19 protein-coding genes are annotated in these 22,143 nt (G+C 50.7%); 13 read left to right on the forward strand and 6 right to left on the reverse strand.

The genetic code is table 11. The features are described 5' to 3' along the window. Positions 1–43: 43 nt before the first annotated feature. From ABEW34_RS02505 to ABEW34_RS02515, 3 genes are read right to left on the reverse strand one after another with little or no spacing between them, the layout of a single operon-like run. On the reverse strand, positions 44–538 hold the full coding sequence (locus ABEW34_RS02505; RefSeq protein ID WP_430154549.1) for a hypothetical protein: 495 nt from the start codon (positions 536–538) through the stop codon (positions 44–46). Further along, entirely contained in the window at positions 535–1,803 is a 1,269-nt protein-coding gene (locus ABEW34_RS02510; RefSeq protein ID WP_430154551.1) for a DNA polymerase IV, read from the reverse strand. The genes ABEW34_RS02505 and ABEW34_RS02510 overlap by 4 nt, the downstream gene beginning before the upstream one ends. Beyond that, entirely contained in the window at positions 1,800–2,171 is a 372-nt protein-coding gene (locus ABEW34_RS02515; protein WP_430154553.1) for a hypothetical protein, read from the reverse strand. Before ABEW34_RS02515 ends, ABEW34_RS02510 begins: the two co-directional genes overlap by 4 nt. 231 nt (positions 2,172–2,402) lie before the next feature. Between ABEW34_RS02515 and ABEW34_RS02520 the strand changes: the two genes are divergently transcribed. Beyond that, entirely contained in the window at positions 2,403–3,617 is a 1,215-nt protein-coding gene (locus ABEW34_RS02520) for an MFS transporter (protein WP_430154554.1), read from the forward strand. 187 nt (positions 3,618–3,804) lie between these two features. Here the strand turns inward: ABEW34_RS02520 and ABEW34_RS02525 are convergent, their stop codons facing one another. Continuing rightward, positions 3,805–4,779, reverse strand: coding sequence for an aldo/keto reductase family protein (locus ABEW34_RS02525; protein WP_430154556.1), 975 nt, complete (start codon positions 4,777–4,779; stop codon positions 3,805–3,807). A gap of 56 nt (positions 4,780–4,835) precedes the next feature. Further along, the gene (locus ABEW34_RS02530) at positions 4,836–5,390 is read right to left on the reverse strand and encodes a helix-turn-helix domain-containing protein (protein ID WP_430154558.1); all 555 of its coding nucleotides are present in this window, start codon (positions 5,388–5,390) and stop codon (positions 4,836–4,838) included. Positions 5,391–5,530: 140 nt separating this feature from the next. On the opposite strand from ABEW34_RS02530, the gene ABEW34_RS02535 reads away from it, so the two are divergent. From ABEW34_RS02535 to ABEW34_RS02545, 3 genes are read left to right on the forward strand one after another with little or no spacing between them, the layout of a single operon-like run. Further along, positions 5,531–5,887: a cupin domain-containing protein gene (locus ABEW34_RS02535; protein ID WP_430154559.1), complete on the forward strand. Its 357-nt coding sequence runs from the start codon at positions 5,531–5,533 to the stop codon at positions 5,885–5,887. Between the two features lie 54 nt (positions 5,888–5,941). Then, positions 5,942–6,712 carry a sugar phosphate isomerase/epimerase family protein gene (locus tag ABEW34_RS02540; RefSeq protein ID WP_430154561.1) on the forward strand — a complete coding sequence of 257 codons (771 nt, stop codon included), beginning with the start codon at positions 5,942–5,944 and terminating at the stop codon, positions 6,710–6,712. Beyond that, entirely contained in the window at positions 6,709–7,725 is a 1,017-nt protein-coding gene (locus ABEW34_RS02545) for a Gfo/Idh/MocA family protein (protein ID WP_430154563.1), read from the forward strand. Before ABEW34_RS02540 ends, ABEW34_RS02545 begins: the two co-directional genes overlap by 4 nt. A gap of 477 nt (positions 7,726–8,202) precedes the next feature. Here ABEW34_RS02545 and ABEW34_RS02550 read toward each other — a convergent pair whose 3' ends face one another. Further along, a complete protein-coding gene (locus ABEW34_RS02550; RefSeq protein WP_430154565.1) occupies positions 8,203–9,108 on the reverse strand; it encodes a helix-turn-helix domain-containing protein in 906 nt (301 codons plus the stop codon). A 133-nt stretch (positions 9,109–9,241) separates the two neighbouring features. On the opposite strand from ABEW34_RS02550, the gene ABEW34_RS02555 reads away from it, so the two are divergent. The 9 genes from ABEW34_RS02555 to ABEW34_RS02595 form a co-directional block, all read left to right on the forward strand. Then, positions 9,242–10,582: a glycoside hydrolase family 30 protein gene (locus ABEW34_RS02555; protein WP_430154567.1), complete on the forward strand. Its 1,341-nt coding sequence runs from the start codon at positions 9,242–9,244 to the stop codon at positions 10,580–10,582. A 93-nt stretch (positions 10,583–10,675) separates the two neighbouring features. Beyond that, positions 10,676–12,502 carry a sensor histidine kinase gene (locus tag ABEW34_RS02560; protein ID WP_430154569.1) on the forward strand — a complete coding sequence of 609 codons (1,827 nt, stop codon included), beginning with the start codon at positions 10,676–10,678 and terminating at the stop codon, positions 12,500–12,502. Then, positions 12,495–13,556: a response regulator transcription factor gene (locus tag ABEW34_RS02565; RefSeq protein ID WP_430154571.1), complete on the forward strand. Its 1,062-nt coding sequence runs from the start codon at positions 12,495–12,497 to the stop codon at positions 13,554–13,556. Before ABEW34_RS02560 ends, ABEW34_RS02565 begins: the two co-directional genes overlap by 8 nt. 152 nt (positions 13,557–13,708) lie before the next feature. Further along, positions 13,709–15,004 carry an ABC transporter substrate-binding protein gene (locus ABEW34_RS02570; RefSeq protein WP_430154573.1) on the forward strand — a complete coding sequence of 432 codons (1,296 nt, stop codon included), beginning with the start codon at positions 13,709–13,711 and terminating at the stop codon, positions 15,002–15,004. A gap of 105 nt (positions 15,005–15,109) precedes the next feature. Then, on the forward strand, positions 15,110–15,991 hold the full coding sequence (locus ABEW34_RS02575; protein ID WP_430154609.1) for a carbohydrate ABC transporter permease: 882 nt from the start codon (positions 15,110–15,112) through the stop codon (positions 15,989–15,991). After that, positions 15,988–16,815 carry a carbohydrate ABC transporter permease gene (locus ABEW34_RS02580; protein WP_430154575.1) on the forward strand — a complete coding sequence of 276 codons (828 nt, stop codon included), beginning with the start codon at positions 15,988–15,990 and terminating at the stop codon, positions 16,813–16,815. Before ABEW34_RS02575 ends, ABEW34_RS02580 begins: the two co-directional genes overlap by 4 nt. Further along, entirely contained in the window at positions 16,815–18,815 is a 2,001-nt protein-coding gene (locus ABEW34_RS02585) for a beta-galactosidase (protein WP_430154577.1), read from the forward strand. The genes ABEW34_RS02580 and ABEW34_RS02585 overlap by 1 nt, the downstream gene beginning before the upstream one ends. 185 nt (positions 18,816–19,000) lie before the next feature. Beyond that, positions 19,001–20,116, forward strand: coding sequence for a GDP-mannose 4,6-dehydratase (gene gmd, locus ABEW34_RS02590; RefSeq protein WP_430154579.1), 1,116 nt, complete (start codon positions 19,001–19,003; stop codon positions 20,114–20,116). A 387-nt stretch (positions 20,117–20,503) separates the two neighbouring features. After that, positions 20,504–22,143 (forward strand): contractile injection system protein, VgrG/Pvc8 family (locus tag ABEW34_RS02595; RefSeq protein WP_430154581.1); only part of this gene is annotated, 1,640 nt, incomplete at its 3' end.

A 22,143-nucleotide genomic window follows, 5' to 3' on the forward strand; every position in this document is an offset into this window, starting at 1 on the left:
AATAAATTTGAGCCGACATCTATCCATCCATCCATTCATCCATTCATCCATTCGTCCTTCCAGCACTTGTAATGGTTGTCACAAGACCATCCACATAACGTCCTATTCGAATGCTGATCTCGGCACGCATGTAGTCTCTGGTGATGGTGAAATGATCTTCATATTCCCGGCAAATATAGCGGTAACGAGCCTCTTGATGATTTTTCTCCTCTTCAAAAACGCGAATGCCTTTCTCCGTCAATCCTCTCTTTAATTGGGTTAAGTCGTCATGGACATTTCTAGCCAGCAATTGGGCCGCTTTAGAATAGAGCAATCTTAGCGTTTCTGAGGATTGCTCTGCCTCGCTGGCTTTTTTGACGATGATCGCATGCATGATCGGCAGCAGTACATAATCTTTCATCATAAGAATCTCTTCCGCTGTTGGACGAACAGGCTGAAGGGCTTGATTTTGAAATCTGTTCTGAAAAGCCTCCTTATGCTGTGGAAGCATCATTCGGCTAGATTCCCAGAGCCCGTTCTTTTCAAGTTTTTTGCTCATTTGTAGTGCCCCCCGATTTTTATGGACCTATCCGCTGCTTGCCCTGCGGCAGTAAGGGATGAAGCTCTTACAATTGCGGTGCTTCCGTAACGATTTTTGATGGCGTCTGTCACTTTTTCCAGCGCTCTAAGCTTGATCTGATCCTCAAAGAGGGTGAGCTGATAGTTTTGATCGTCCATGAGCTGGCTGATGGTCACACCGACCCGGCGCACAGGCATGCCATCCCAAAATTTATAAAACAGCTGCTTCACCGCTTCAAAAACCGTTTTGGTGTGGTTAGTGGGATCGAGCAGCTTCATTTGGCGTGAAAATCCGGTGGGCGCTTCGTAAGGGCTGCACATGCAGTTGACCGTAACGACATGGCCCATATATTGCTTGCGGCGGCAATCGCGGCAAACCTCCTCGGTCAGCTCTAATAAAACGGTATCTACCTCCCATGGCTCCATATAATCTCTTGGCAAAGTCATCATATGGCCAACCGATTTTGGCGGGGTGTTGAAGGTCTCGGGTGTAACCGGGCTGTCATCGATGCCGTTGGCCGTCCGCCACAGCACCTCGGCATGAATATCGGATTGCTTGCCAAAGCGAAAGCGAAGCCGATCCTTGAGACGAGGAAGCGGCGTTTTGGCAATATCGCCTATGGTATGCATGCCAAGCCGGGTGAAATGGGTGGTCATGCGTGAGCCGACCCCAAACATTTTTTGAACCGGCTGCGGCCACAGCAAAGCTTCGACTTCTGTTTTAGGGAGGGTAAAGATGCCATCCTTATTCTTTTTTGCCCAGATGTCCGTGGCCATTTTAGCAAGCATTTTATTGGAGCTTATGCCTACCCTTATCCACACGCCTGTCTGCTGAAGAACCTTCTGTTGAAGGGCTTTGGCTATCGTAACCGGGTCTCCGAAAAGAGGGAGGCTTGCCGTAATGTCCAGAAACTGCTCATCGATGCTAAAGATTTCAACCAGATTCGTAAACTCCTCATAAATGCCCGTAATCATCATGGAGGCATCAATATAATGCTGCATGCGGGGACGCAGGACGACGAGCTCCGGGCATTTATTTAATGCGATTCCGAGCCGCTCGGCTGTCGTGATGCCGTATTGCTTGGCAATGGGGCAAGCCGCTAAAATAATGCCTGATCGGCGCTCAACAGAGCCGGCTACAACAACGGGTTTATTTTTACACTCCGGATGGCTGGCTTTTTCAATACTTGCGTAAAAACTTTGACAATCTGCGAGCAATATAACCCTTTCAGCTGTTTCCCTCATTCCAACCGCCTCCGCATATTCATCAGCATGGTCATTAGCTCGGCTTTCACTAAGCTTCTCAGCATGGTGAAATGGTGGATATAACCGCGAACTTTATATTCAACATGGACCCCCCGCGCATTCATCTCGGTGTTTAACGCTTTAATATTCCGCTCTCTCATTTTTTTCTTAATGGTTTGCAGTTCAAGATAGATGCTTTGCTCCATTTCATTGAGATAAAAAAGAATATGATTATAAATGATTTTATTTCGATACATTTTTAATTCGTTGATGTCTCTGGCTAACATATCGAGAAGGATCGGCAGCAAGGTATGTTTCTTAATAATTTGCAGATCCTCTTCCGTTTCGATGATTGAATGGACACTCATAGCTACACCACCATGACGCGAACGTTTATTCGTATTACGTATTATATACCGAATGTATGTTCTCTATGCAAGGTTTCTTGGGCAGGTAATTTCGACCAGCTTGGGTTTTGCTTCAGGAAGGGACAGGGGGCTAGCGTTTTGCGAGGGCGGTTATAATAATGATGCTTGTCCAAAAGGTCAGAAGATGCGATGATAAATAAATCACATGCTTACATAAGGAGCTAAAGCATAATGAAACAGGCATCATTGCTGCAAGACAAAAAACAACGCAAATTGCTGTTCAGCGCTGGGCTCAGCTGGATGTTTGACGCGATGGACGTCGGCATGCTGTCCTTTATCGTGGCTGCGCTGAGCGTAGAATGGGGGCTAGGCACCGAGCAGATCGGACAGCTGACGGCTATTAATTCCATCGGCATGGCAGTGGGAGCGGCAGCAGCGGGTGCGCTTGCGGACCGCTACGGACGCCGGACGATTTTGCTGTGGACGCTGCTCATTTTCTCGGCGGCGAGCGGCTTGTCGGCGCTGGCGGGTACCTTTACCGTGCTGTGCCTGCTGCGTTTCGCTGGCGGCTTTGGACTTGGCGGCGAGCTGCCCGTCGCTTCGACGCTCGTGTCCGAGTCGGTTCCCGTGAAGGATAGAGGCAGAGCGATCGTGCTGCTGGAAAGCTTCTGGGCAGGCGGCTGGATTGTCGCTGCGCTCGTCTCGTATTTTGTTATACCGGCCTATGGCTGGCGAGCGGCATTTATTATTGGAGCGGTTCCAGCGCTGTACGCGCTGTATTTGCGAAGAGCCATTGAGGATTCACCGCGTTATGTGGCGCAAAAGGGGGAGGTTTTACCGCTGCGCCAGCGGCTTGCGGCGATTTGGTCGCCAAAGCATCGCCGTTCGACCATTATGCTGTGGCTGCTGTGGCTAACGGTCGTCTTCTCGTATTACGGCATGTTTCTGTGGCTGCCGACCGTCATGGTGCTGAAGGGATTCGGACTGGTCAAAAGCTTTCAATATGTGCTGCTCATTACACTTGCGCAGCTTCCGGGGTATTTTACAGCGGCCTACTTTATCGAGAAGCTGGGGCGCAAATTTGTGCTGGTCACCTATTTGCTGCTGACGGCGGTAAGCGCCATGTGGTTCGGCAGTGCGACGACAGAAGGCATGCTGCTTGCTGCCGGAGCTTGCCTGTCCTTCTTCAATCTGGGCGCTTGGGGAGCGATGTATGCTTACACGCCGGAGCAATATCCGACGGCGGTACGCGCAACGGGAGCAGGCTTTGCCGCCTCCTTCGGCCGGATCGGCGGCATTGTCGGCCCTTACATGGTAGGGATGCTCGTGGCAGGCGGTACATCGATTCAAACGGTATTCATCATTTTCTTTGTGGCAATCGTATGCGGTGCGCTGGCGGTTGCTTTTCTGGGTAAAGAAACCAAAGGGATCGATCCTGACCTTTAAGTGGATAAGCTTGTCATAATAGGGAGGGCGGGGCGAGAAAGAGTAGGAAACGCGCCGTTCTCTAAACACAAAAAGCCCCTCTCCTGAGCTATAGCAGTTCCGGCAAGCCGAACGCTGCTCGATCAAGGAGAAGGGTTCTTCTGTTGGAAAATATCCAGCAAGATGCAGGATTTAGCGCACGCAGCTGTTATCTAAGCGGTGCGAAATGCTTCACTTGCTCTAAAATAGTTTCGATTTCTTGGACGACATCTGCCGAAAGCTGCAGCTCGACCGCTTTGACGTTTTCGACGATTTGCTGCGGACGGCTCGCGCCAATCAGCGCGGAGCTGATGCCCGGCAAGCGCAGCACCCATGCCAGCGCGAGCTGGGAAATGGAGACGCCAAGCTGGCTAGCCAGCCCGTCAAGCTGTTCTACGCAATCAAGGACATCGTCCCGTAAATAGCTTTTCAGCACATGGTTGATCGAATCATTGGCAGCGCGGCTATCTGTAGGCAGTTGCTGGCCCTTTCTGTATTTTCCGGTCAGAATGCCTTGCGCCAGCGGCGAAAAGACGATTTGGCCGATGCCTTCCCGCTCGCTGACAGGGATGATCTCTTGCTCAATATATCGCTCAAACATATTGTAGATCGGCTGGTTGGAAATAAGCGGACGCAGGTTAAGCCGCTTCGCAATGCCAGTCGCATCGGCGATTTGAGCGGCGCTCCATTCGGAGACAGCGGAATACAAAATTTTGCCCTGTGCCGTCAAATCGTCCAGCGCCCGCAGCGTCTCTTCCAGCGGAGCATTTTGATCATAGCGATGGCAAAAATAAATATCAATATAGTCTGTGCCCAGACGTTTCAAGCTGGCATCGCACTGCTCCATAATATGCTTGCGCGATAAGCCGCCGTCATTGGGGCCGTCCCCCATATTGAAGAAGACCTTCGTCGAAAGCACGTAGCTTGCGCGCTCGAAAGGCCGCAGGGCAGCGCCGAGCGCCCGCTCGCCTTCGCCGCGATTATAGGCATTGGAGGTGTCGAAAAAATTGATGCCGCTTTCAAAGGCTTGCTGAATGCAAGCGTCAGCCGCTTGCTGCTCGGTAGCTGTTCCATAAGTGAGCCAGCTTCCAAGACCGATTTCGCTTACTTTAATGCCGCTTGAACCGATGCGTCTGTATTTCATACCCTAATTCCTCCGCTTTCGTTGAAAAAGTAAATGCTCGTCTCTGGCCGCGGCCGTTATTGCTCCAGTGATTTTTGCGTAAAGATAGCCATATACGTCACTTCGTCCGATACGGGGCAGAGGAGATGCTCCTCCAGCGAATTGAAATAAAGCGTATCCCCCGGATGCAGCGAATATTCAGTCGCACCAACCTTATACGTCATCTCGCCGCTGATCATATAAATAAATTCCTCGCCCTCATGGGAGAAGCCGTGCGGCTTTACCTCGCCTTTACGGGCCGTAATCAAATAAGGCTGGACCAGCTTGTCTCTGCGCTCGCTGGCAAACGCGTAGAAGGAATACCCTCTGTCTGTCCGGAGCCAGCGGTCTTTATCGCTGTACTGCAGGCTAGAATTGAATACGGTCGCATTCGAACTCTGCTCTTCAATCAGGTCGGACACCCGGACGCCTAAAGCTCCGGCAATTTTCATCAGTGTCGCCACTGGAGGAGCGGATAGATCGTTTTCAATTTTGGACAGGAGACTCTTCGTAAAGCCGCACTGTTTAGCGATTTCTTCCTGCGTCCGCTTCTGTTCCATGCGGATCAGCCGGATTCTTTTGCCGAGGCTCATCAGTCACACACCTTTATTTGTCATACTTGCCCTCTATCGTATCATAAAAAGACTGAGTTGAAAACGGTTCAATAAAGTTGTTGATAATTCAACCTAGTTGAATTAAAATAAACCTGCAATCATCTTGAAGGAGGGACGAAATGGTCAAAGCGGCGGATTTGAATGAGGAGCAGCACGTGCTGGAAATGGGCTGGGGCAAAATAGCATGGTTATATGGACAAGAAATCGATCCTGAGGGCCAAATGACATTTGGGCAGGTTTATATTCATGCAGGCCAGGAAAATGGGCGTCATCGGCACCCAAACTGCGAGGAAATTATTTTTGTGCTGTCGGGCGAATGCGATCATTCGCTGGGGGATGAAATGCATCATCTGAAGCCAGGCATGGCACTGCGCATTCCGCAAAACGTGCTGCATCATGCCAAGGCAACCAGCTGGGAGCCGTGCCGAATGATCATTGCGTATTCCGCAGTCGATCGGCAGACGGTGGGCGAATAGAGCGGCCTAGTATGAATGCAGAACATAGAACGTAGGAAGCAGGGAGGACGATAAGTGGGAATCCGGTATGCTTTTTCCCGGCCAACGGCAGGGGCAGAGGAAGAGAAGGCATTAATTCATGGCTATCAGGCGGCAGGCTACGAGGGTTTGCAGCTCAAATGGAATCAATATATGCCCCACGTGCAGGAACCGGAGCGGTTTATGGAACGCTGGGGACAGCCGCCGGGCCTCGCATCCGCGCTTATTACGGGAGGTACGCTGCTTAGCGACGATAGCAAGGATGAGCTGCGCCGTATTTTCCGCTTTGGGAAGCAGGTGGGCACGGAGCTAATTGTCTACTGCCACAGCGTCCCAAGGACGGGGCTGGAAAAGGAAGCTATTGCTAGCTTTGCGCGTCTGTTCGCGGAGCTGGGCAAGGAGGCGCAAGACAGCGGGCTCAAGCTGTCGCTGCATCATCATTATGATCAGCCGGTGATGCACCGGGCGGATTTTGATATATTTTTCAGCGAGCTGCGGCCGGAGGACGGGGTTGGACTGACGGTCGATACGGCGCATCTGGTGAAGTCGGGCATTTCCGATGTGGCGGAGGTCATTCGCAGCTTTGCGCCATTTATCAATAATTTTCATATGAAGGATTTTGCGGCTGGCGAATATCGGATATTAGGAGAGGGCTCGATTGATTTTCAGCCGATTATGGCGGAAGTGAAGCGGATAGACTATGCGGGCTGGATGTCGGCGGATGAGGAAAGCGGCGGTGAGATAGTGACGGGCATGCAGCAATGCTTGCCGTTCATGAAATCAGGTGTTGGGAGAGTGGCGGAATGAAAAAATATAAAATTGGATTTGTCGGCGCGGGGGCTGTCACGCGGCTGCATTTGAGAGGTTATGCCAATCATCAGGATCGCGTGGAAGTCGTTGCAATTTGCGACCCAAGCGAAGCAGCCGCCCAGGAGCGGGCAAATGAGTTCGGCATTGCGGGGAGATACACGGACCTTGCGGAAATGCTGGCGCATAGCGGGCTAGATGCCGCAGTAGTCTGTACGCCTTCGACGATACGTGGAAGCATCATGCGGCCGCTGCTGGAAGCAGGCATTCCGGTGTTTCTGGAAAAGCCTTTCGCCGACACATTTGCCGAGGCCCAGCAAATAGCGGAGCTTGCCCAGCAGCTGAACGTTCCGGTATGCATTAATCAAAATTTTCGCAAGCATCATCAATTTGATTTTATTCGCGATTTGGTTAAGTCAGGCGCAATTGGCAAGCTGGAGTCGATTCAATTTGATTCCTTGTTTTATCGGCAGGATGCAGGCTGGCGAGTACACACGGAGCGTCATGCCTTGTCCGTCATGGCGATTCATTGGTTTGACGGTATGCGCCGAATCGCGGGTGCCAAGGCGGCTTCCATTTATTGCAGCGCCTACTCTTCGGAGGCGGTCGATTGTTTAGGGGAGACGGATGCGACCGTGCTGATGACGTTTGAGAACGGCGTGCGCGCCCATTTTACCCAAAGCTTCTCCAGTCCGTTTCATAAAAATGATCTCGTCGTGCTTGGCAGCGAAGGCGTGCTCAGCACGACGTCCAATACGATCGGGCTGTATCGGCGCGAACCGAGCGGGGAGCCGAACTGGAACCCGCAGCCGGTGCAGACATGGGAGCATGCGCTGCCGATTGAGGAGGCGATATTTGACGGCCTCAATCAGCTGCTCGTCTGGCTGGAAACGGGCGTAGAAGCCGAAAATAGCGCGTTTGACAATTTGCATACGGTTTCATTGCTGGATGGCGCGTATGAGTCGGCAAAGAATAATCAGGTTGTTGCCTTTCAGGAAGGGCTGCTAGGGTAGAATGGGTAGAGCTTGCAAGTGCAAAAGCTACACGAACTGAAAAAGCTGCAAGAGCTGCAAGAGCTGCAAGAGCTGCTAAAATATATCTAGGGAGCTTTGTTGCAATTGTGGTCAGTTAAGAAAAAACAAATAAGGCGCAGGGTTTTTGCAGCAGCGAAAATTTTGCGCCTTATTTCATATTCTAAGCTCTTCGAGCTTTAATTCGATGGCCCCTATTTTGGCGGACCCCAAATCCGCTATTTACGCTATCCAATGTCATGGAGATGCCTCGTGGACACAGAAGCCCCTAATGATCCCCCAATCGCTATTTTGCCGAGATAATGAGAATAATAAAGGCTCTCCTGTCCACCTACATACTCAAATCACAAAAATAGCTAAAATAGCGGAACCTCAGTCCTCCAAAAGGAGAGGTCCTATAAGAGAGACTATCCGCGCTGACAAAACACGGAGGCTAATCGCGTTATCGCGGGCGAACCTTTACAGCTGAAAATGCTGCTGGCGGTAATGGAGCGGGCTCATCCCGGTCCAGCGTTTGAATTGCCTGCTGAAATGCGACAGCTGGGAATAGCCCAGCCGTGCGGCAATTTCCTTCAGCGACAGCTCCGGCTGGCGAATGAGCACCTTAGCCTCCTGCAGCTTGAGCTCAGATAAAAACTGCCGTGGCGACAGGCCATACACTTTGCGAAACACCTCAAGCCCATAGCCCGGGCTGATGCCGAGTGAGCGCATAATCTCTTCAATAGAAAAAGCGCTTTCTACCACCGGCTCGCCTGGAAGCTTATGCGGGTCAAAATTCCCCTTGATCGCCTCGGCAATCGCCTTGGCATATTGTACCGACGCTGGCGGCATAGCTGCCATCTCCTCCTCCGGCAAACAGATCGTACCCACTAATAGCCCGAACAGTTCAAACAAATCCGCCTGCAGCCGAAAGCGATCCGCCGTCGTATAGCCGCCTCCCCGCCTAAGCATCGCAATCCATTGCTTCAAAATGGGCAGCAGGCGCTCATGATCGGCGCTTCCGGCGGGGAACAGCAGGCGGCCACTCCGAATCATTTCTTGGCGAAAAGCCGGATCGTCCACATTAAAGTGAGCGCAAAAATAAGCCATGCCTTCCTCCGAAATGCAGCGGCTCTTATGCTTAAAGCCGGGCGGAATAAGCAGAAAGTCACCGGCGCCCAGCTGATATTTGCTTTCGCCAATGACGGTTTCCTGCGCGCCCTCCTGAATAAAAATCATTTCAAAGCCGATATGGGATTCCAGCGGCATCTGCCAATGCTTGTCTACACGCTGTTCATGCGCGCCGAAAAACTTAATGTTCCAGTCAATGGCAGGCAGAAAACGCACATTTTGAATCCACGGCGAAAGTGTCACTTCATGATCCATTAGGCAGAACCACCTTTGATTTGGGTAAATTTCACGTTGTTTGGACAATCGGCGATTTATTCTATTTAATTTATACTAAGAGGGCAAGCTAAAGCAATAAGCAAAAGTGATGAAACGATAGGGGTGTGTCGATATGGGACAAACAGTAAAATGGTTTTCAAGTACACAAACAGCGAGCTGGACGGAGAAAAGCACAGAATCACGCACCTTTTCACCTGCTCTATCTAACTTGACAATAACTGAAAGCGCATACCAAACAGTAGAAGGCTTTGGCGGCTGCTTCAATGAGCTGGGCTTTACTGCACTGAGCCACTTATCGGAGGAAGAACGCGCTGCGGTCATGCACGAGCTGTTCCATCCGGAAGGCGAGCAGCGCTTTAGCATTTGCCGCCTGCCTATCGGAGCCAGCGACTACGCGCTGGAGTGGTACAGCTTGAATGAAACGGACGGGGACGTGGCGATGGAGCATTTTTCCATTGAACGCGACCGCAAGTATTTGATTCCTTATATAAAAGAAGCACTGGCGCTTAATCCGGAGCTGAAGCTGTTCGCTTCGCCATGGAGTCCGCCGACGTGGATGAAGACGCCGAAAGCTTATAACTACGGAACGCTGCGCTGGGAGAAGGAAATTCTCGAAGCCTATGCGCTGTATTTCATCAAATTCGTTCAGGCTTACCAAGAGGAAGGCATTACGATTCATCAGGTTCATGTGCAAAATGAAGTCGTAGCCGATCAGAAGTTTCCTTCCTGCGTATGGACGGGCGAGCAGCTTAAGGAGTTCATCCGCGATTACTTAGGACCTGCTTTTGAACAGCATGGACTGGATACGGAAATTTGGCTTGGAACGATTAATGCGCCCGATCCATGGCTGGAGCTGATGAAAGGGACGACGAACGATTACGACGCTTATGCGGGTCTTGTGCTGAGCGACCCCGAAGCTTATAAATACATTAAAGGCGTCGGCTATCAGTGGGCAGGCAAATATGCGATAGCCCGGACGTCGCAGAGCTATCCGGAGCTGCGTTATATGCAAACGGAGAATGAATGTGGAGATGGCAAAAACACATGGGCGTATGCCAAATATGTGTTTCATCTGTACCAGCATTATTTCAGCAACGGCGTGAACAGCTACATTTACTGGAATATGGCGCTGGAGCCGAAGGGGCGCAGCACATGGGGCTGGGAGCAAAATGCCATGATTACAATAGAGCCGGATACGAAGCGGGCTATGAACAATCCGGAATATTACGTGATGAAGCATTTCAGCCATTTTGTGGCACCGGGCTCGAAGCGTATCGGGCTGGAAGGCCCGTGGAGCGGCCATTCCATTGCGTTCGAGCGCGAAGACGGCTCGCGGGTCATTGTAATTGCGAACCCGTATAGCGATACAAAAGAGTTAAGGCTGTCGGGTGGAGAAGCGGAGCATGTATTCGAGCTGGAGCCGGAATCTTTCCATACGCTTGTGCTGTCTTAGTATATAATATAAATTCAATGAACAAACGCCTTTGCGCTTAAGCATGGCGTTTGTTTTGTCGTTATTAACAGTAAAAAGCAGGGAGGAAGAGCAATGGGGCTGTTATCGAAAATATATCGGGCGATATTGCACCCGTTCCGGCGCAGCATTCGCAATAAGCTGATTTTCATTATGGTTGTTGTGTCGGTGCTGCCGATTATAGCGGTAACTGCACTTGCCGTGGACAATAATCGCCAATCGATGGAGACCGAGCTTATAGGGACGAATGTATCCAATATGAAATGGACGAGCATTTATCTCGGGGAGCAGTTTTCGCAAATGAACAGCGTTTTATATTCCGTCCTCATTAACCCGAACTTGAATGAGTATATTGCCAGCGAAGAGGAATCGGGCTTGTCCAGCCAGTTTTCGGCCCAGCGCAACATTGAGGATGCAATGGCCTCGCTTTTTTATTCGGGCAATCATTATATATCGGGCATTGAGCTTTATTTGAAAAGAAGCGGCAAGCTGTTCACGATGAATGCGTCTCAGAATCAAATTAAAACGCTGGACCTTGTACCTGCGCCTTATAATGAGCTGTTTAATCAGCGTAAGGATTTTATGATTCAAAACAGTCCGGAAGGCGACCGTTTTCAACTGATACGGAGCATTAACCGGTTTGAAAACCGTGAAATTCTTGGCGGGATTACGCTGGAGGTACGCTGGGCCATTCTCGACCAGACGCTGTCGCTGCTTAATCCGGCCAAAGACCAAACCGTAATTATTGCAGGACCGGATGGAGAAATTTTGTACCAAATGGGCAGCGACGCCCTTTCGGCCGAGCAGGTTGCGAAAATCGTGAAGGGCGGTACAGAGCCTGGCTATGAGCGACAGGGGGATGAATATGTCTTTTACAATACGATTGATCCCATGAAGCTAAAGCTGATTAAAATTATTCCGCTCAGCGCGATTAACCAAAGCGCGCAAGCGACGATGCATTATGGAATATGGATTGGCACGATAACGGTGGCCGCTGCGATTTTAATTGCCGTGCTGCTTGCCTGGCGCACAGCAACGCCGATTGTGCTGCTTGCGCGCTCCATGCAAGGGCTGAATCTTATCAGACAGGGAGATAAGCCGCTGAGTGGACGCATGGATGAAATTGGCTTGCTGGAGACAAAGCTTTACAATATGTCTCATCGAATTAGGGAGCATATTAAGAGTGAATACAGCATGAATTTGGAAAAAAAGACAGCGGAGCTCAAGGCGCTGCAGGCGCAGATCAATCCGCACTTTTTGCAAAATACGCTGCAAATGATCGGCAGCATGCTCTTTTCCAAAAAGCCCGCTGAAAGCTATGAAACGATTCGCTCGCTTAGCGAAATGTTCCGTTATGTCATTCGCGAGCCAGATGATCTCGCTACGCTCAAGCAGGAGCTGGAGCATATGAACAATTACATGGTCATTCAGCAGCAGCGTTTTCAGTCGCGGCTGCAATATAGTCTAGAGGTGGACGAGCGGCTGCTGCAAAGCCGCATTCCGAAGCTGACGCTGCAGCCCATCGTAGAGAATGCGTTTATGCATGGGCTCGATTCGCAGGCCGGAGGCTGGGAGCTGAACGTAAAGGTAGCTCAAGCCAGCATCGCAGAAGCGGAGGACGGAGTTGGGGCATTAGCAGGCGCAGGAGTAATCATTACAATCAGTGACAATGGAGTAGGGATTGGCGCTGAGCGGCTGCGGGAAGTTCGCCAAAGGCTCAGCTATGCGGATGGAGAGGTTTGGACTCGCGGAGAGCGAATTGGGCTGGGCAATGTGGCCTCCAGGCTGCAAATGCATTTTGGCAAAGCGTATGGACTGACGATAGATAGTGAAGTCGGGGCTGGCACGCGTATCAGCATTCATATACCTGGCGGCATGCAAGGGGGAGAACTACATGATTAAAGTAATGCTGGTCGATGATGAAAGCTGGGGACGAGACATCGTTCGCACATTCGGCCGCTGGCCGGAATATGAGATGGAAATTGTCGCCGAGGCGGAGGATGGCGAAGAGGCGCTGCGGCTCGCTGAGAAGCATATGCCACAGCTCATCATTACCGATATGCGAATGCCGGGCATGGATGGTGTGAAGCTGCTGAATGAGCTGCATGAACGCCTGCCTCATATTCAAATTGTCGTCATTAGCGGCTATGATGACTTCAAATACATGCAGCATGCGATTCGCTGCCAGGCTGTAGATTATTTGCTGAAGCCGATTGATCCGAAAGAGCTGAACGCGGTGCTCTCAAAATGTGCAGCGGGGATCGCGGCGGCGGCGGAGAGCCGGCGCATGCTGACGCTGGATCTCGAATGGCTGCTGTCGCTCACATCGATGAAGCAGCGGCTGCGTGCCCGGTTCAATGAGCTGGACCGCGAAGGCATGCAGGAGCTTTTCGGGGAGCTGGCCAGAGAGATAGACAGCAGTGGTGCTGGCAAGCCGCAGCTGCTGGAGCGCATTATCCAAGAGCTACTGCTCATGCTGAAGGAGCTGCTGCTGGCTAATTCATTGGAGGCAAATGCGCTGGATGGCGCAAGAGACGGGGCGGAGCTCGCCTCGAGCGCGAATGCAGCCGCTTTTCTGACTGCCCGTTATGAGGAGGCGCTGGAGCAGCTGATTCAGCAGCGGAAATTCAAGAAACGGCTTAATTTGGACGAGGTTAGGCAGTATATGGAGGCGCGGTTTGCCGAGCCGATTTCCCTGGAGCAGGTAGCTCGCGCTTTTTTCGTTAGCAAGGAGTACTTGAGTAAAACGTTTAAGCAGGAATATGGCTGCAATATGACCGATTATATTTTGCAGCTTCGCATGGATAAGGCGCGGGAGTGGCTGCTTGATGAAAAATTGCCGATTAAAACCGTCGCGGAAATGGCAGGCTATGAAGATGTAACGTATTTTTATCGCGTGTTTAAAAAGCATTTCGGTATTGCCCCAGGGGAAATGCGGCGTGGCAGCGAGAATTAATGCGATTAAGTGGACAGGTTGGACAGATTGGACAATCTTTAACTTGGTTTAAAAATGTCCAAGTGAACAGTCTAATTCTGTCCAATTAAACGCTTTCATAAATCAGATACAATGAAAGCGTAAACAAACAAGCTTACGGGAGGTCATTACAGATGAAAAAGAAGCTTTGGAAATCAGCGCTAAGCGCAGCATTAATTACAACACTGCTGGCGGGCTGCGGCTCGAACAGCGGTACAGCAACCAATAATGGCAAAGAGACAGGCGAAGGCGGCGCGAAAACGGTTAAGCTCAAAATGTTCATCGCTCAGCCAAGGCTCAAAGAAAGCTACGATAAATACATTGCGCAATTTGTAGCGAAGGAAAAAGCAGAGAAAAATATTGATGTTCAAGTTCAACTTGAAATGCCGACAGCAGACACGGCTCCGCAAATTTTGAAAACAAGACTGGCTTCCAATGATGCCCCGGACGTGTTCGCCGTTCATGCGATCAATGAAATTCCTTCGTTTTACAAAGCAGGCTATTTGGAGGATTTGTCCGGACAGCCGTTTGTCGACAAGCTACTCGACAGTGTAAAGCCTTCCGTTACGACAACAGACGGTAAAATCGTTGCTGTACCTATGGAAACGCTGTCATGGGGATACGTTTATAACAAGAAGATTTTCAAGGACCTCGGCTTGACGCCGCCAACTACTTTGACAGAAATGAAAGCGGTTATCGCGAAGCTGAAGGAAAATAAAATAACGCCATTCCTGCTGTCCTACAAGGAATCATGGATTCCTCAGCTGTTCCTGCCGCTGGCAGTAGGCGCCATCTCCAATACGACAGATAAAGATTTTGTGGAAAGAATGAACAAGGACGAAGGCTCCTTCAACGAAATGAAGTCGATGTTCGAAGTTATCGATCTGGTCAACCAGAATGGTACGGATAAAGCGATGGAGGTAGGCGGCGACGATGGATCGGCAGCTTTCGCTACAGGCAAAGCGGCTATGTGGATTCAAGGGCCATGGTTTGCAGAGTCAATTCTGAAAGCAAATGCCGATATGGATTTTGGCGTAGCTCCGCTGCCGATTAATGATGATCCTAATGCAACGATGATCAACCTGAGTACATCTACTTCACTCGTTGTATCGAAAAACAGTGCGAACAAGGAAGTGGCACTGGACTTCGTCAACTACGTGCTGGATGACAAAGACTCTAATGCTTTTTACGAAGCGCTCAAATTTAATCCGGTTGCCAAAAATCATTCATTCACCACTTATCCTTGGGTAGAAGATGCCATGACTTACGTTAAAGAAGGCAAATCGTATTTGGATCCTTCCATCCCGCAAGCGGTTAAGGACGAGTCAGGCAAAGCACTGCAATCGTATTACGCAGGACAATTGTCGCAGGATGGTGTTATAGCGGCACTCGACAAGGCATGGAAATCGTTTAACAAAGTTAATAAATAAACAAATAAAGAAGGAATGGCGGGCAGGGCGGAGAAGACGCGAGGCGTCCCCCACCCTGCTAGGGCCTTCCCATCATCATCTTAGGAGAGGTGAGCAACCGTGCCAATGAAGGGTGTTTTAAAAAGATATGTATCGCTGCTGGCCTTCGTCGCGCCTGCATTTATTTTGTACGCCATTTTTCTGCTGATCCCGACTATTGGCGGTATGTATTACAGCTTTACAGACTGGAATGGACTGAACACCAACTATCAATTTATTGGTCTCGACAATTTTGTGGAGGCGCTGAAGGACGACCCGGATTTTGTCCACTCGCTGCTGTTCACATTAAAATATGTGCTGTATATGCTTGTGCTGCAAAATGTAATCGCACTGCTGCTTGCCGTTCTCATTGAATCGCGGAGCAAAAGCAAAGGATTTTTCCGCACGATATTTTTTATGCCAAATATGATCAGTATTATTATTAGCGCTTTTATGTGGACATTCGTGTTTACACAAGTGCTGCCGCAGCTGGCGGAAAAAACAATGTTCACCTTCCTGGATCAATCCTGGGTTGGCGATCCGAAGTTTTCCTTCTATGCGATTTTGGTTATCTCGCTCTGGAATGGCGTAGGCTACATGATGATTATTTATTTGGCGGGTCTGCAAGGAGTTCCGCAAAGCTTGATGGAAGCGGCTATTATTGATGGAGCGAACCCGCTGCAGCGCTTTATGAAGGTTACGCTGCCGATGATTACACATGCGATTACGATTTGCTTCTTCTTGACGCTGAACGGCGCTTTTAAAGTGTTTGAGGTCGTATATGGCTTTACAGGCGGAGGTCCGGGCCGGTCGACGCAGGTGATTACGATGAATATTTATGAAGAGGCCTTTTCGAATAATTTCCGCTACGGCTATGCCAGCGCGAAATCGGTTATTTTATTCATCATCGTATTGATTTTCACACTCATTCAGATTGCAGTCATGAAAAGAAAAGAGGTGGAGGCATGAGAAACAGAAGCGCAAGCTCGTTATTTATTACGCTGTTTCTTTCGATCGGCGCCGCCATTTCCTTCTTCCCGATTTATATGGCCATTGCCAACTCGTTTAAAACGCAGGGAGAAATGTTTCAATCGTTCGTGGCTTTGCCGTCTGCGCCGACCTTTGACAATTACGTGCAGGCTTTTCACAAAATCAATATGCTTAACAGCACGCTAAATTCGGTAATCGTATCGGTGCTGGGCATTGGCGGCATCGTGTTCTGCGCCGCGCTAGCGGGCTATAAGCTGTCTAGGACACCAGGCAAGGCAAGCGCGGCCATCTTTTTCCTATTCGTCGCTTCGATGCTCGTGCCGTTTCACTCGATTATGATTCCGCTTACCCGCATGGCGAACGGCTTGTCCGTACAGGGCAGTACTTATGGCTTGGCACTCATTTACATTGGACTAGGCGTCAATATGGCCGTATTTCTCTATCATGGTTTCGTAAAATCGATTCCACGCGAGCTGGAAGAAGCGGCTCATATGGACGGCTGCGGTGAGTTCCAGACGTTTTTCCGGATTATTTTTCCGCTGCTGCTGCCGATTACGGTGACGATTGCCATTCTCGATTTCCTATGGATCTGGAATGACTTCCTGCTGCCGATGCTGATGCTGACGGATTCGGATCATTATACGCTTATTTTATCCACGAACACATTGTTTGGAGAATACAACAAAGAGTGGACACTCATCCTCGCTTCGCTTGTACTGACGGCGATTCCGGTTATTATTATTTACGCCTTCTTCCAGCGCTTTATTATGGAGGGCATTACAGAAGGAGCAGTGAAGGGCTAATGGATAAATTATTATACGGCGTTGCTTATTATGATGAATATATGCCTTATGAGAGGCTGAATGAAGATATTCGCATGATGAAGGAAGCGGGGATTAATGTAGTCCGCATTGCCGAATCTACTTGGAGCACGCATGAGCCGCAAAATGGCGTATTCGATTTCAGCTCGGTAGACCGCGTGCTGGATGCGATGCATGAGGCGGGTATCCACGTTATCGTCGGAACGCCGACGTATGCCATTCCGACGTGGATGGTCAAGGAGCATCCAGATGTGCTTGCGGAAACGGCAGCCGGACCTGGCAAATACGGCGCACGCCAAATTATGGATATTACGCATCCGGTATACTTGTTCCATGCTGAGCGAATCATTCGCAAGCTGATCGAGCGCGTCAGCAAGCATCCGGCGGTTATCGGCTATCAGACAGATAATGAGACGAAGCATTACGGCACGGCTGGACCAAATGTGCAGCTGCGCTTCGTCAAATATATGCGTGATACTTATGAGACACTAGAGCGCGTAAATGACATGTTCGGCCTTGATTATTGGAGCAACCGCATTAACAGCTGGGAGGACTTTCCGTCTGTTGTCGGAACCATCAATGGCAGCTTAGGCGCAGAATTTGCCAAATTCCAACGCGGGCTGGTTAATGAGTTTCTGGCATGGCAGGTCGGCCTTGTCAATGAATACAAGCAGCCAGGGCAGTTCGTGACGCAAAACTTCGATTTTGAATGGCGCGGACATTCCTTTGGCGTACAGCCTTCGGTCAACCATTTCGAAGCGGCAGTGCCATTCGATATTGCCGGTGTAGACATCTATCATCCGTCACAGGATGAGCTGACGGGCATTGAAATTTCCTTCGGCGGCGACATGACGCGTTCGCTGAAGGGCAGCAATTATTTGGTGCTGGAAACGCAGGCACAGGCATTCCCGAACTGGACGCCTTATCCAGGCCAACTGCGGCTGCAGGCGTTCAGCCATGTGGCATCTGGCGCTGATATGGTTGCTTATTGGCACTGGCACTCGATCCATAATTCGTTCGAGACGTATTGGAAAGGGCTGCTCAGCCACGATTTTCTGCCTAATCCGGTTTATAACGAAGCAGGGACGATCGGACGGGATTTTGCCCGCCTGAGCGATGAATTGGTGCATATGCGCAAGCAAAACAACGTTGCCGTTATGGTGAGCAACGAAGCGCTGACAGCGATGGAGTGGTTCAAGCTGCCGGACGGCAAATTGTACAATGATGTTGTGCGCTGGCTGTATGATGAGCTGTACAAAATGAACATCGGCTGCGATTTTATTACGCCAGCTTGCGAGCAGCTGGATGATTACAAGGTCGTTATTGTTCCGGCTTTGTATGCGGTGCCGGATCTGGCGCTTGAGCGGCTAAACGCTTTTGTCGAGCAGGGCGGGCATGCCGTATATTCGTTCAAGAGCGGCTTTGCCGACGAGCGGATTAAAGTGCGTACCTCGCAGCAGCCGGGCATTATTGGAAAGGCGTGCGGCGTCGGCTACAGCCTGTTTATCGATCCGAAAAATGTCGGGCTGAAAGGCGCGGGGCTGGATGCAGCGCCAGGAACGGTTACGAGCTGGATGGAGCTGCTGACGCCGCTTACCAGCGAAGTTGAGGTGCTGGCGCATTACGACCATCCGCAGTGGGGCGAATATGCGGCCATTACCCGCAACCGCTACGGCAAAGGTACAGCGACGTACATTGGCTGCTTGACGGATGGAGCTTCTGCCCATGAGGTGCTGAAGGGCACCGTTCAAGAGGCGGGACTATGGGAGGAAGATCAGCAGGTCAGCTTCCCGATCATCGTGAAGCATGGGGTTAATGGGCAGGGAGCACAGCTGCGCTACTATTTCAACTACTCGGCTGAGCCGGTATCCTTCGTTTATCCGCATGGCGCGGGGCAAGAATTGCTTGAGGGCCGTTCGGTCAGCGGCGGCGAGCAGCTTACGCTTGCGCCGTGGGGCGTGCAAATCATTAAAGTAGGATAAATCGAAATATGGAGAAGTAAACAAGGCGTGATGCCTTCGCATTTGCGAAGATGTCACGCCTTTGTATGGTTAGGCCATTTTTTGTGAAAAATGGTGTTTTGCCCGATGCCGACATTCCTCTCTTATTCATAAGATAGTGGAATAGGATAGCCATTATCCAAATATGAGAGAATGCGGAGGGAGCCATGAATAAGGTCGCCTTCATTACAGGTGTGACAGGACAAGACGGCATGTATTTAACCGAGCTGCTGCTGGCTAAAGGATACATTGTTCACGGTTTGAGACGGCGCAGCTCGCTAGCGAATACGGGACGGATCGACCGGATTGTGGAGCAAGCGAATCGCGTAGAGCAGCGGTTGCATTTGCATTATGGCGATTTGACGGATTCGACGAACTTGGTACGGCTGGTGCAGAATATTCAGCCGGATGAAATTTATAATTTGGCGGCGATGAGCCATGTGCATGTCAGCTTTGATATGCCGGAATATACGGCAAATGCCGATGGCATCGGTACTTTGCGCCTGCTGGAGGCCATAAGGCTGCTTGGTCTGACCGATAAAACGAAAATTTATCAGGCATCCACGTCAGAGCTGTACGGACTTGTGCAGGCGGTTCCGCAAAGCGAGACGACACCGTTTTATCCCCGCAGCCCTTACGCGGTCGCCAAGCTGTACGGCTATTGGATTACGGTCAATTACCGGGAAGCATACGGCATGTATGCCTGTAACGGCATTTTGTTCAACCATGAAAGCCCGGTGCGCGGAGAAACGTTCGTCACGCGAAAAATAACCCGTGCTGTTGCCCGCATCGCCTCTGGCCTCCAGCAGACGCTGGAGCTCGGCAACTTGTCGGCCCAGCGTGACTGGGGCCATGCGAGGGATTATGTAGAAGCGATGTGGCGCATTCTGCAGCAAAACGAGCCGGAGGATTATGTCATTGCCACGGGGCAGACAACCGAAGTGCGTGAGTTTGTGCGGCTCGCTTTTGCCGAGGCAGGCATCGAGGTTGCTTTTACGGGCGAAGGTGCGGATGAGCTGGGACATGTGGTCAGCTGCAAGCATCCGGAATGCCAGCTTCCAGTTGGCCAATTGGTCGTCCAGGTTAACCCGCGATATTACCGCCCGACCGAGGTGGAGCTACTGCTTGGCGACCCGGGAAAAGCGCAGGCGAAGCTTGGCTGGACGCCAGCCAGCAGCCTTGCTGATCTCGTCAAGGATATGGTCGCCGCCGATTTGGAGGAGATGAAGCGCGTAGCAGATTTGCGCAAGCTGGGTTATGATGTGAGTTTGGATTTGGAATAAAAGCAAAAAGCATAATGCATAATGCATAATGCAAAAAGCAAGCGGATGGGCGGAAAGGTCGCCTGTCCGCTTTTTTTATGTGAATTGCTGCAATTTTAAAAGCTAGAATCGTTCCAGTCGAGACAGGCTTTAGTCAGCAATATAGAAGCTCATAATTGTAACTTGGGAGATTACATCTTCTAATATATAAAAAATAGAAATGATGGATTTTGAAGGGAAATGATTTATTTTGTCGAATATCCATTTTTGACCATGGAAATGGATATTTCCAAGTGGCATTGGAATTAGATTTACTAGCATTGCACAGGGTTGAACTACAAGTTAGTTTAATGAAATGAGAACTTAAACGTGTACAAAAAAGAAATTGAACTGAGAGGAGGCATACATGTGATCGGATATGATCGATTGCGGGTGGAAGGCCCCTGCAAGCTGAAGCATATCACGGATGTGGCGATGAGCTGGAAGCCGGGCGAGCATGGGACGCTGCGGATAAGCGGAATCGTGGAGGAAGAGCTGCGAACGAATGCCACGCTGGAAGCGGTCTGGCAGGATAAAATCGCCTTGTACGACGAAGAAGAGGGCGCGCGGAAGCCTCTGTTTAAGGGAGTCGTCACATCCGTGCAGACGGTGCATCGCAATGGGGTGTACACGGTCGAGATCGAGGCGGTATCGGGAAGCATCTATTGCGATCTGAAGAAGCGGAAGCGATCTTTTCAGGATACGAGCCAGACGTACGAGAAGATCATAACTACCGTACTGCGTGCGTATCCAGGCGGGGATGTGCTGCTTCAAAAGGGAGAGAAGGAGAAACCATCTGAGCCTGTCATTCAATATGAGGAGACGGATTGGGAGCTGACGAAACGTCTAGCTAGCCAGTTCCAGTCGGTCGTCGTCTGTGATATATTGGAAGAAACGCCGAAGCTGTTTATTGGGATGCCAGAGGGGAAAGAGCATAAGCTGCCTGATGGCGCATCGTATTCGGTGAGCAAGGATTTGGCGGCATTTCAGAAGGCAGGCGGACAGGAAGCGGGCCTGCATGATACAGACTTTTTCGGCTATGAAATACAATCCAAGACGTTCTATCGTTTGGGTGATCGCTTTAAGATTCGGGGCTATATTGAGCTGATTGTATCGTCGATGACGGCGCGTTTGGAAAAGGGTCAGCTGATCTACCAATATAGGCTGTCGCGGGAAGCGGGGATACGAGAGCAGCCTATGATGAACCGCAGGCTATCAGGCCTGACACTGCAAGGAGAAATCCTGGCGGTGAAAGGGGAACAGGTGCAGGTGCATCTGGCGATCGATGATAAGCAGGACAAGGGGGCGGCGCACTGGTATCGTTATGCTCCGGAGACGGGAAGCGCGATGTACAGTATGCCGCAGGTAGGAACAAAAGCGAATCTGTATCTGGCAGATGCAGGTGGTCAAGAAGCGATCGTCACGGGTGGTGTAAGGACGAACGGGGCAAGTGCGGAGAAGACGGCTGATCCGAACAACCGATATTTTGGCACGGAGCATGGCAGTGAAATGAAGCTGTCCCCTACGGGGGTCGAGTTTACAGGCGGAAGCAAGGAGCCACTGTTTTTGAAGCTGGACGATGCCGTAGGCATTATATTGAGCAGTCCGCGCAAACTGACGATGACGGCGAAGGAAGAGATTTCGCTGTTTACGCCGAAGCGTGTAGTGATTGGTGCGCAAGCGCTGCTGGTAGCAAAGAAGACGAGCGCACCAAGCGGGATCACGCTGGAAGGCGAGTACAACCTGATGGGGGCGCAGATCCGAACGGAAGGGAAGGATCGGACAAGCTACGCGCCGTATGATGATGCACCAGTAGAAGGCGAGCCACCTCCCCCACCGCCACCGCCGGAAAAGCCACCATTCAGTTGGGGAAAACTAGCGAGGAATGTGCTGGCAGGATTGGCTGTCGTCGCAGTAGTCGCGGTAGCAGCAGCCTTCACGGTAGCGACACTAGGAGCGGGAGCGGTCGTTGTTGGTGCCGTGTTAGCAGGAGCAGCCATTGCAGGAAC

The sequence above is a fragment of the Paenibacillus algorifonticola genome (assembly GCF_050481745.1).
GTDB lineage: Bacteria > Bacillota > Bacilli > Paenibacillales > Paenibacillaceae > Pristimantibacillus > Pristimantibacillus algorifonticola_A.

Excerpts from the sequence above, each read along its gene's own strand:
- ABEW34_RS02565 (WP_430154571.1), top strand. The coding sequence starts at position 12,495 with ATGATTAAAGTAATGCTGGTCGATGATGAAAGCTGGGGACGAGACATC.
- ABEW34_RS02575 (WP_430154609.1), top strand. The coding sequence starts at position 15,110 with ATGAAGGGTGTTTTAAAAAGATATGTATCGCTGCTGGCCTTCGTCGCG.
- ABEW34_RS02530 (WP_430154558.1), bottom strand. The coding sequence starts at position 5,390 with ATGAGCCTCGGCAAAAGAATCCGGCTGATCCGCATGGAACAGAAGCGG.
- ABEW34_RS02545 (WP_430154563.1), top strand. The coding sequence starts at position 6,709 with ATGAAAAAATATAAAATTGGATTTGTCGGCGCGGGGGCTGTCACGCGG.
- ABEW34_RS02580 (WP_430154575.1), top strand. The coding sequence starts at position 15,988 with ATGAGAAACAGAAGCGCAAGCTCGTTATTTATTACGCTGTTTCTTTCG.
- ABEW34_RS02535 (WP_430154559.1), top strand. The coding sequence starts at position 5,531 with ATGGTCAAAGCGGCGGATTTGAATGAGGAGCAGCACGTGCTGGAAATG.
- ABEW34_RS02585 (WP_430154577.1), top strand. The coding sequence starts at position 16,815 with ATGGATAAATTATTATACGGCGTTGCTTATTATGATGAATATATGCCT.
- ABEW34_RS02555 (WP_430154567.1), top strand. The coding sequence starts at position 9,242 with ATGGGACAAACAGTAAAATGGTTTTCAAGTACACAAACAGCGAGCTGG.
- ABEW34_RS02505 (WP_430154549.1), bottom strand. The coding sequence starts at position 538 with ATGAGCAAAAAACTTGAAAAGAACGGGCTCTGGGAATCTAGCCGAATG.
- ABEW34_RS02550 (WP_430154565.1), bottom strand. The coding sequence starts at position 9,108 with ATGGATCATGAAGTGACACTTTCGCCGTGGATTCAAAATGTGCGTTTT.
- ABEW34_RS02570 (WP_430154573.1), top strand. The coding sequence starts at position 13,709 with ATGAAAAAGAAGCTTTGGAAATCAGCGCTAAGCGCAGCATTAATTACA.
- ABEW34_RS02515 (WP_430154553.1), bottom strand. The coding sequence starts at position 2,171 with ATGAGTGTCCATTCAATCATCGAAACGGAAGAGGATCTGCAAATTATT.
- ABEW34_RS02525 (WP_430154556.1), bottom strand. The coding sequence starts at position 4,779 with ATGAAATACAGACGCATCGGTTCAAGCGGCATTAAAGTAAGCGAAATC.
- ABEW34_RS02560 (WP_430154569.1), top strand. The coding sequence starts at position 10,676 with ATGGGGCTGTTATCGAAAATATATCGGGCGATATTGCACCCGTTCCGG.
- ABEW34_RS02510 (WP_430154551.1), bottom strand. The coding sequence starts at position 1,803 with ATGAGGGAAACAGCTGAAAGGGTTATATTGCTCGCAGATTGTCAAAGT.
- ABEW34_RS02520 (WP_430154554.1), top strand. The coding sequence starts at position 2,403 with ATGAAACAGGCATCATTGCTGCAAGACAAAAAACAACGCAAATTGCTG.
- gmd (WP_430154579.1), top strand. The coding sequence starts at position 19,001 with ATGAATAAGGTCGCCTTCATTACAGGTGTGACAGGACAAGACGGCATG.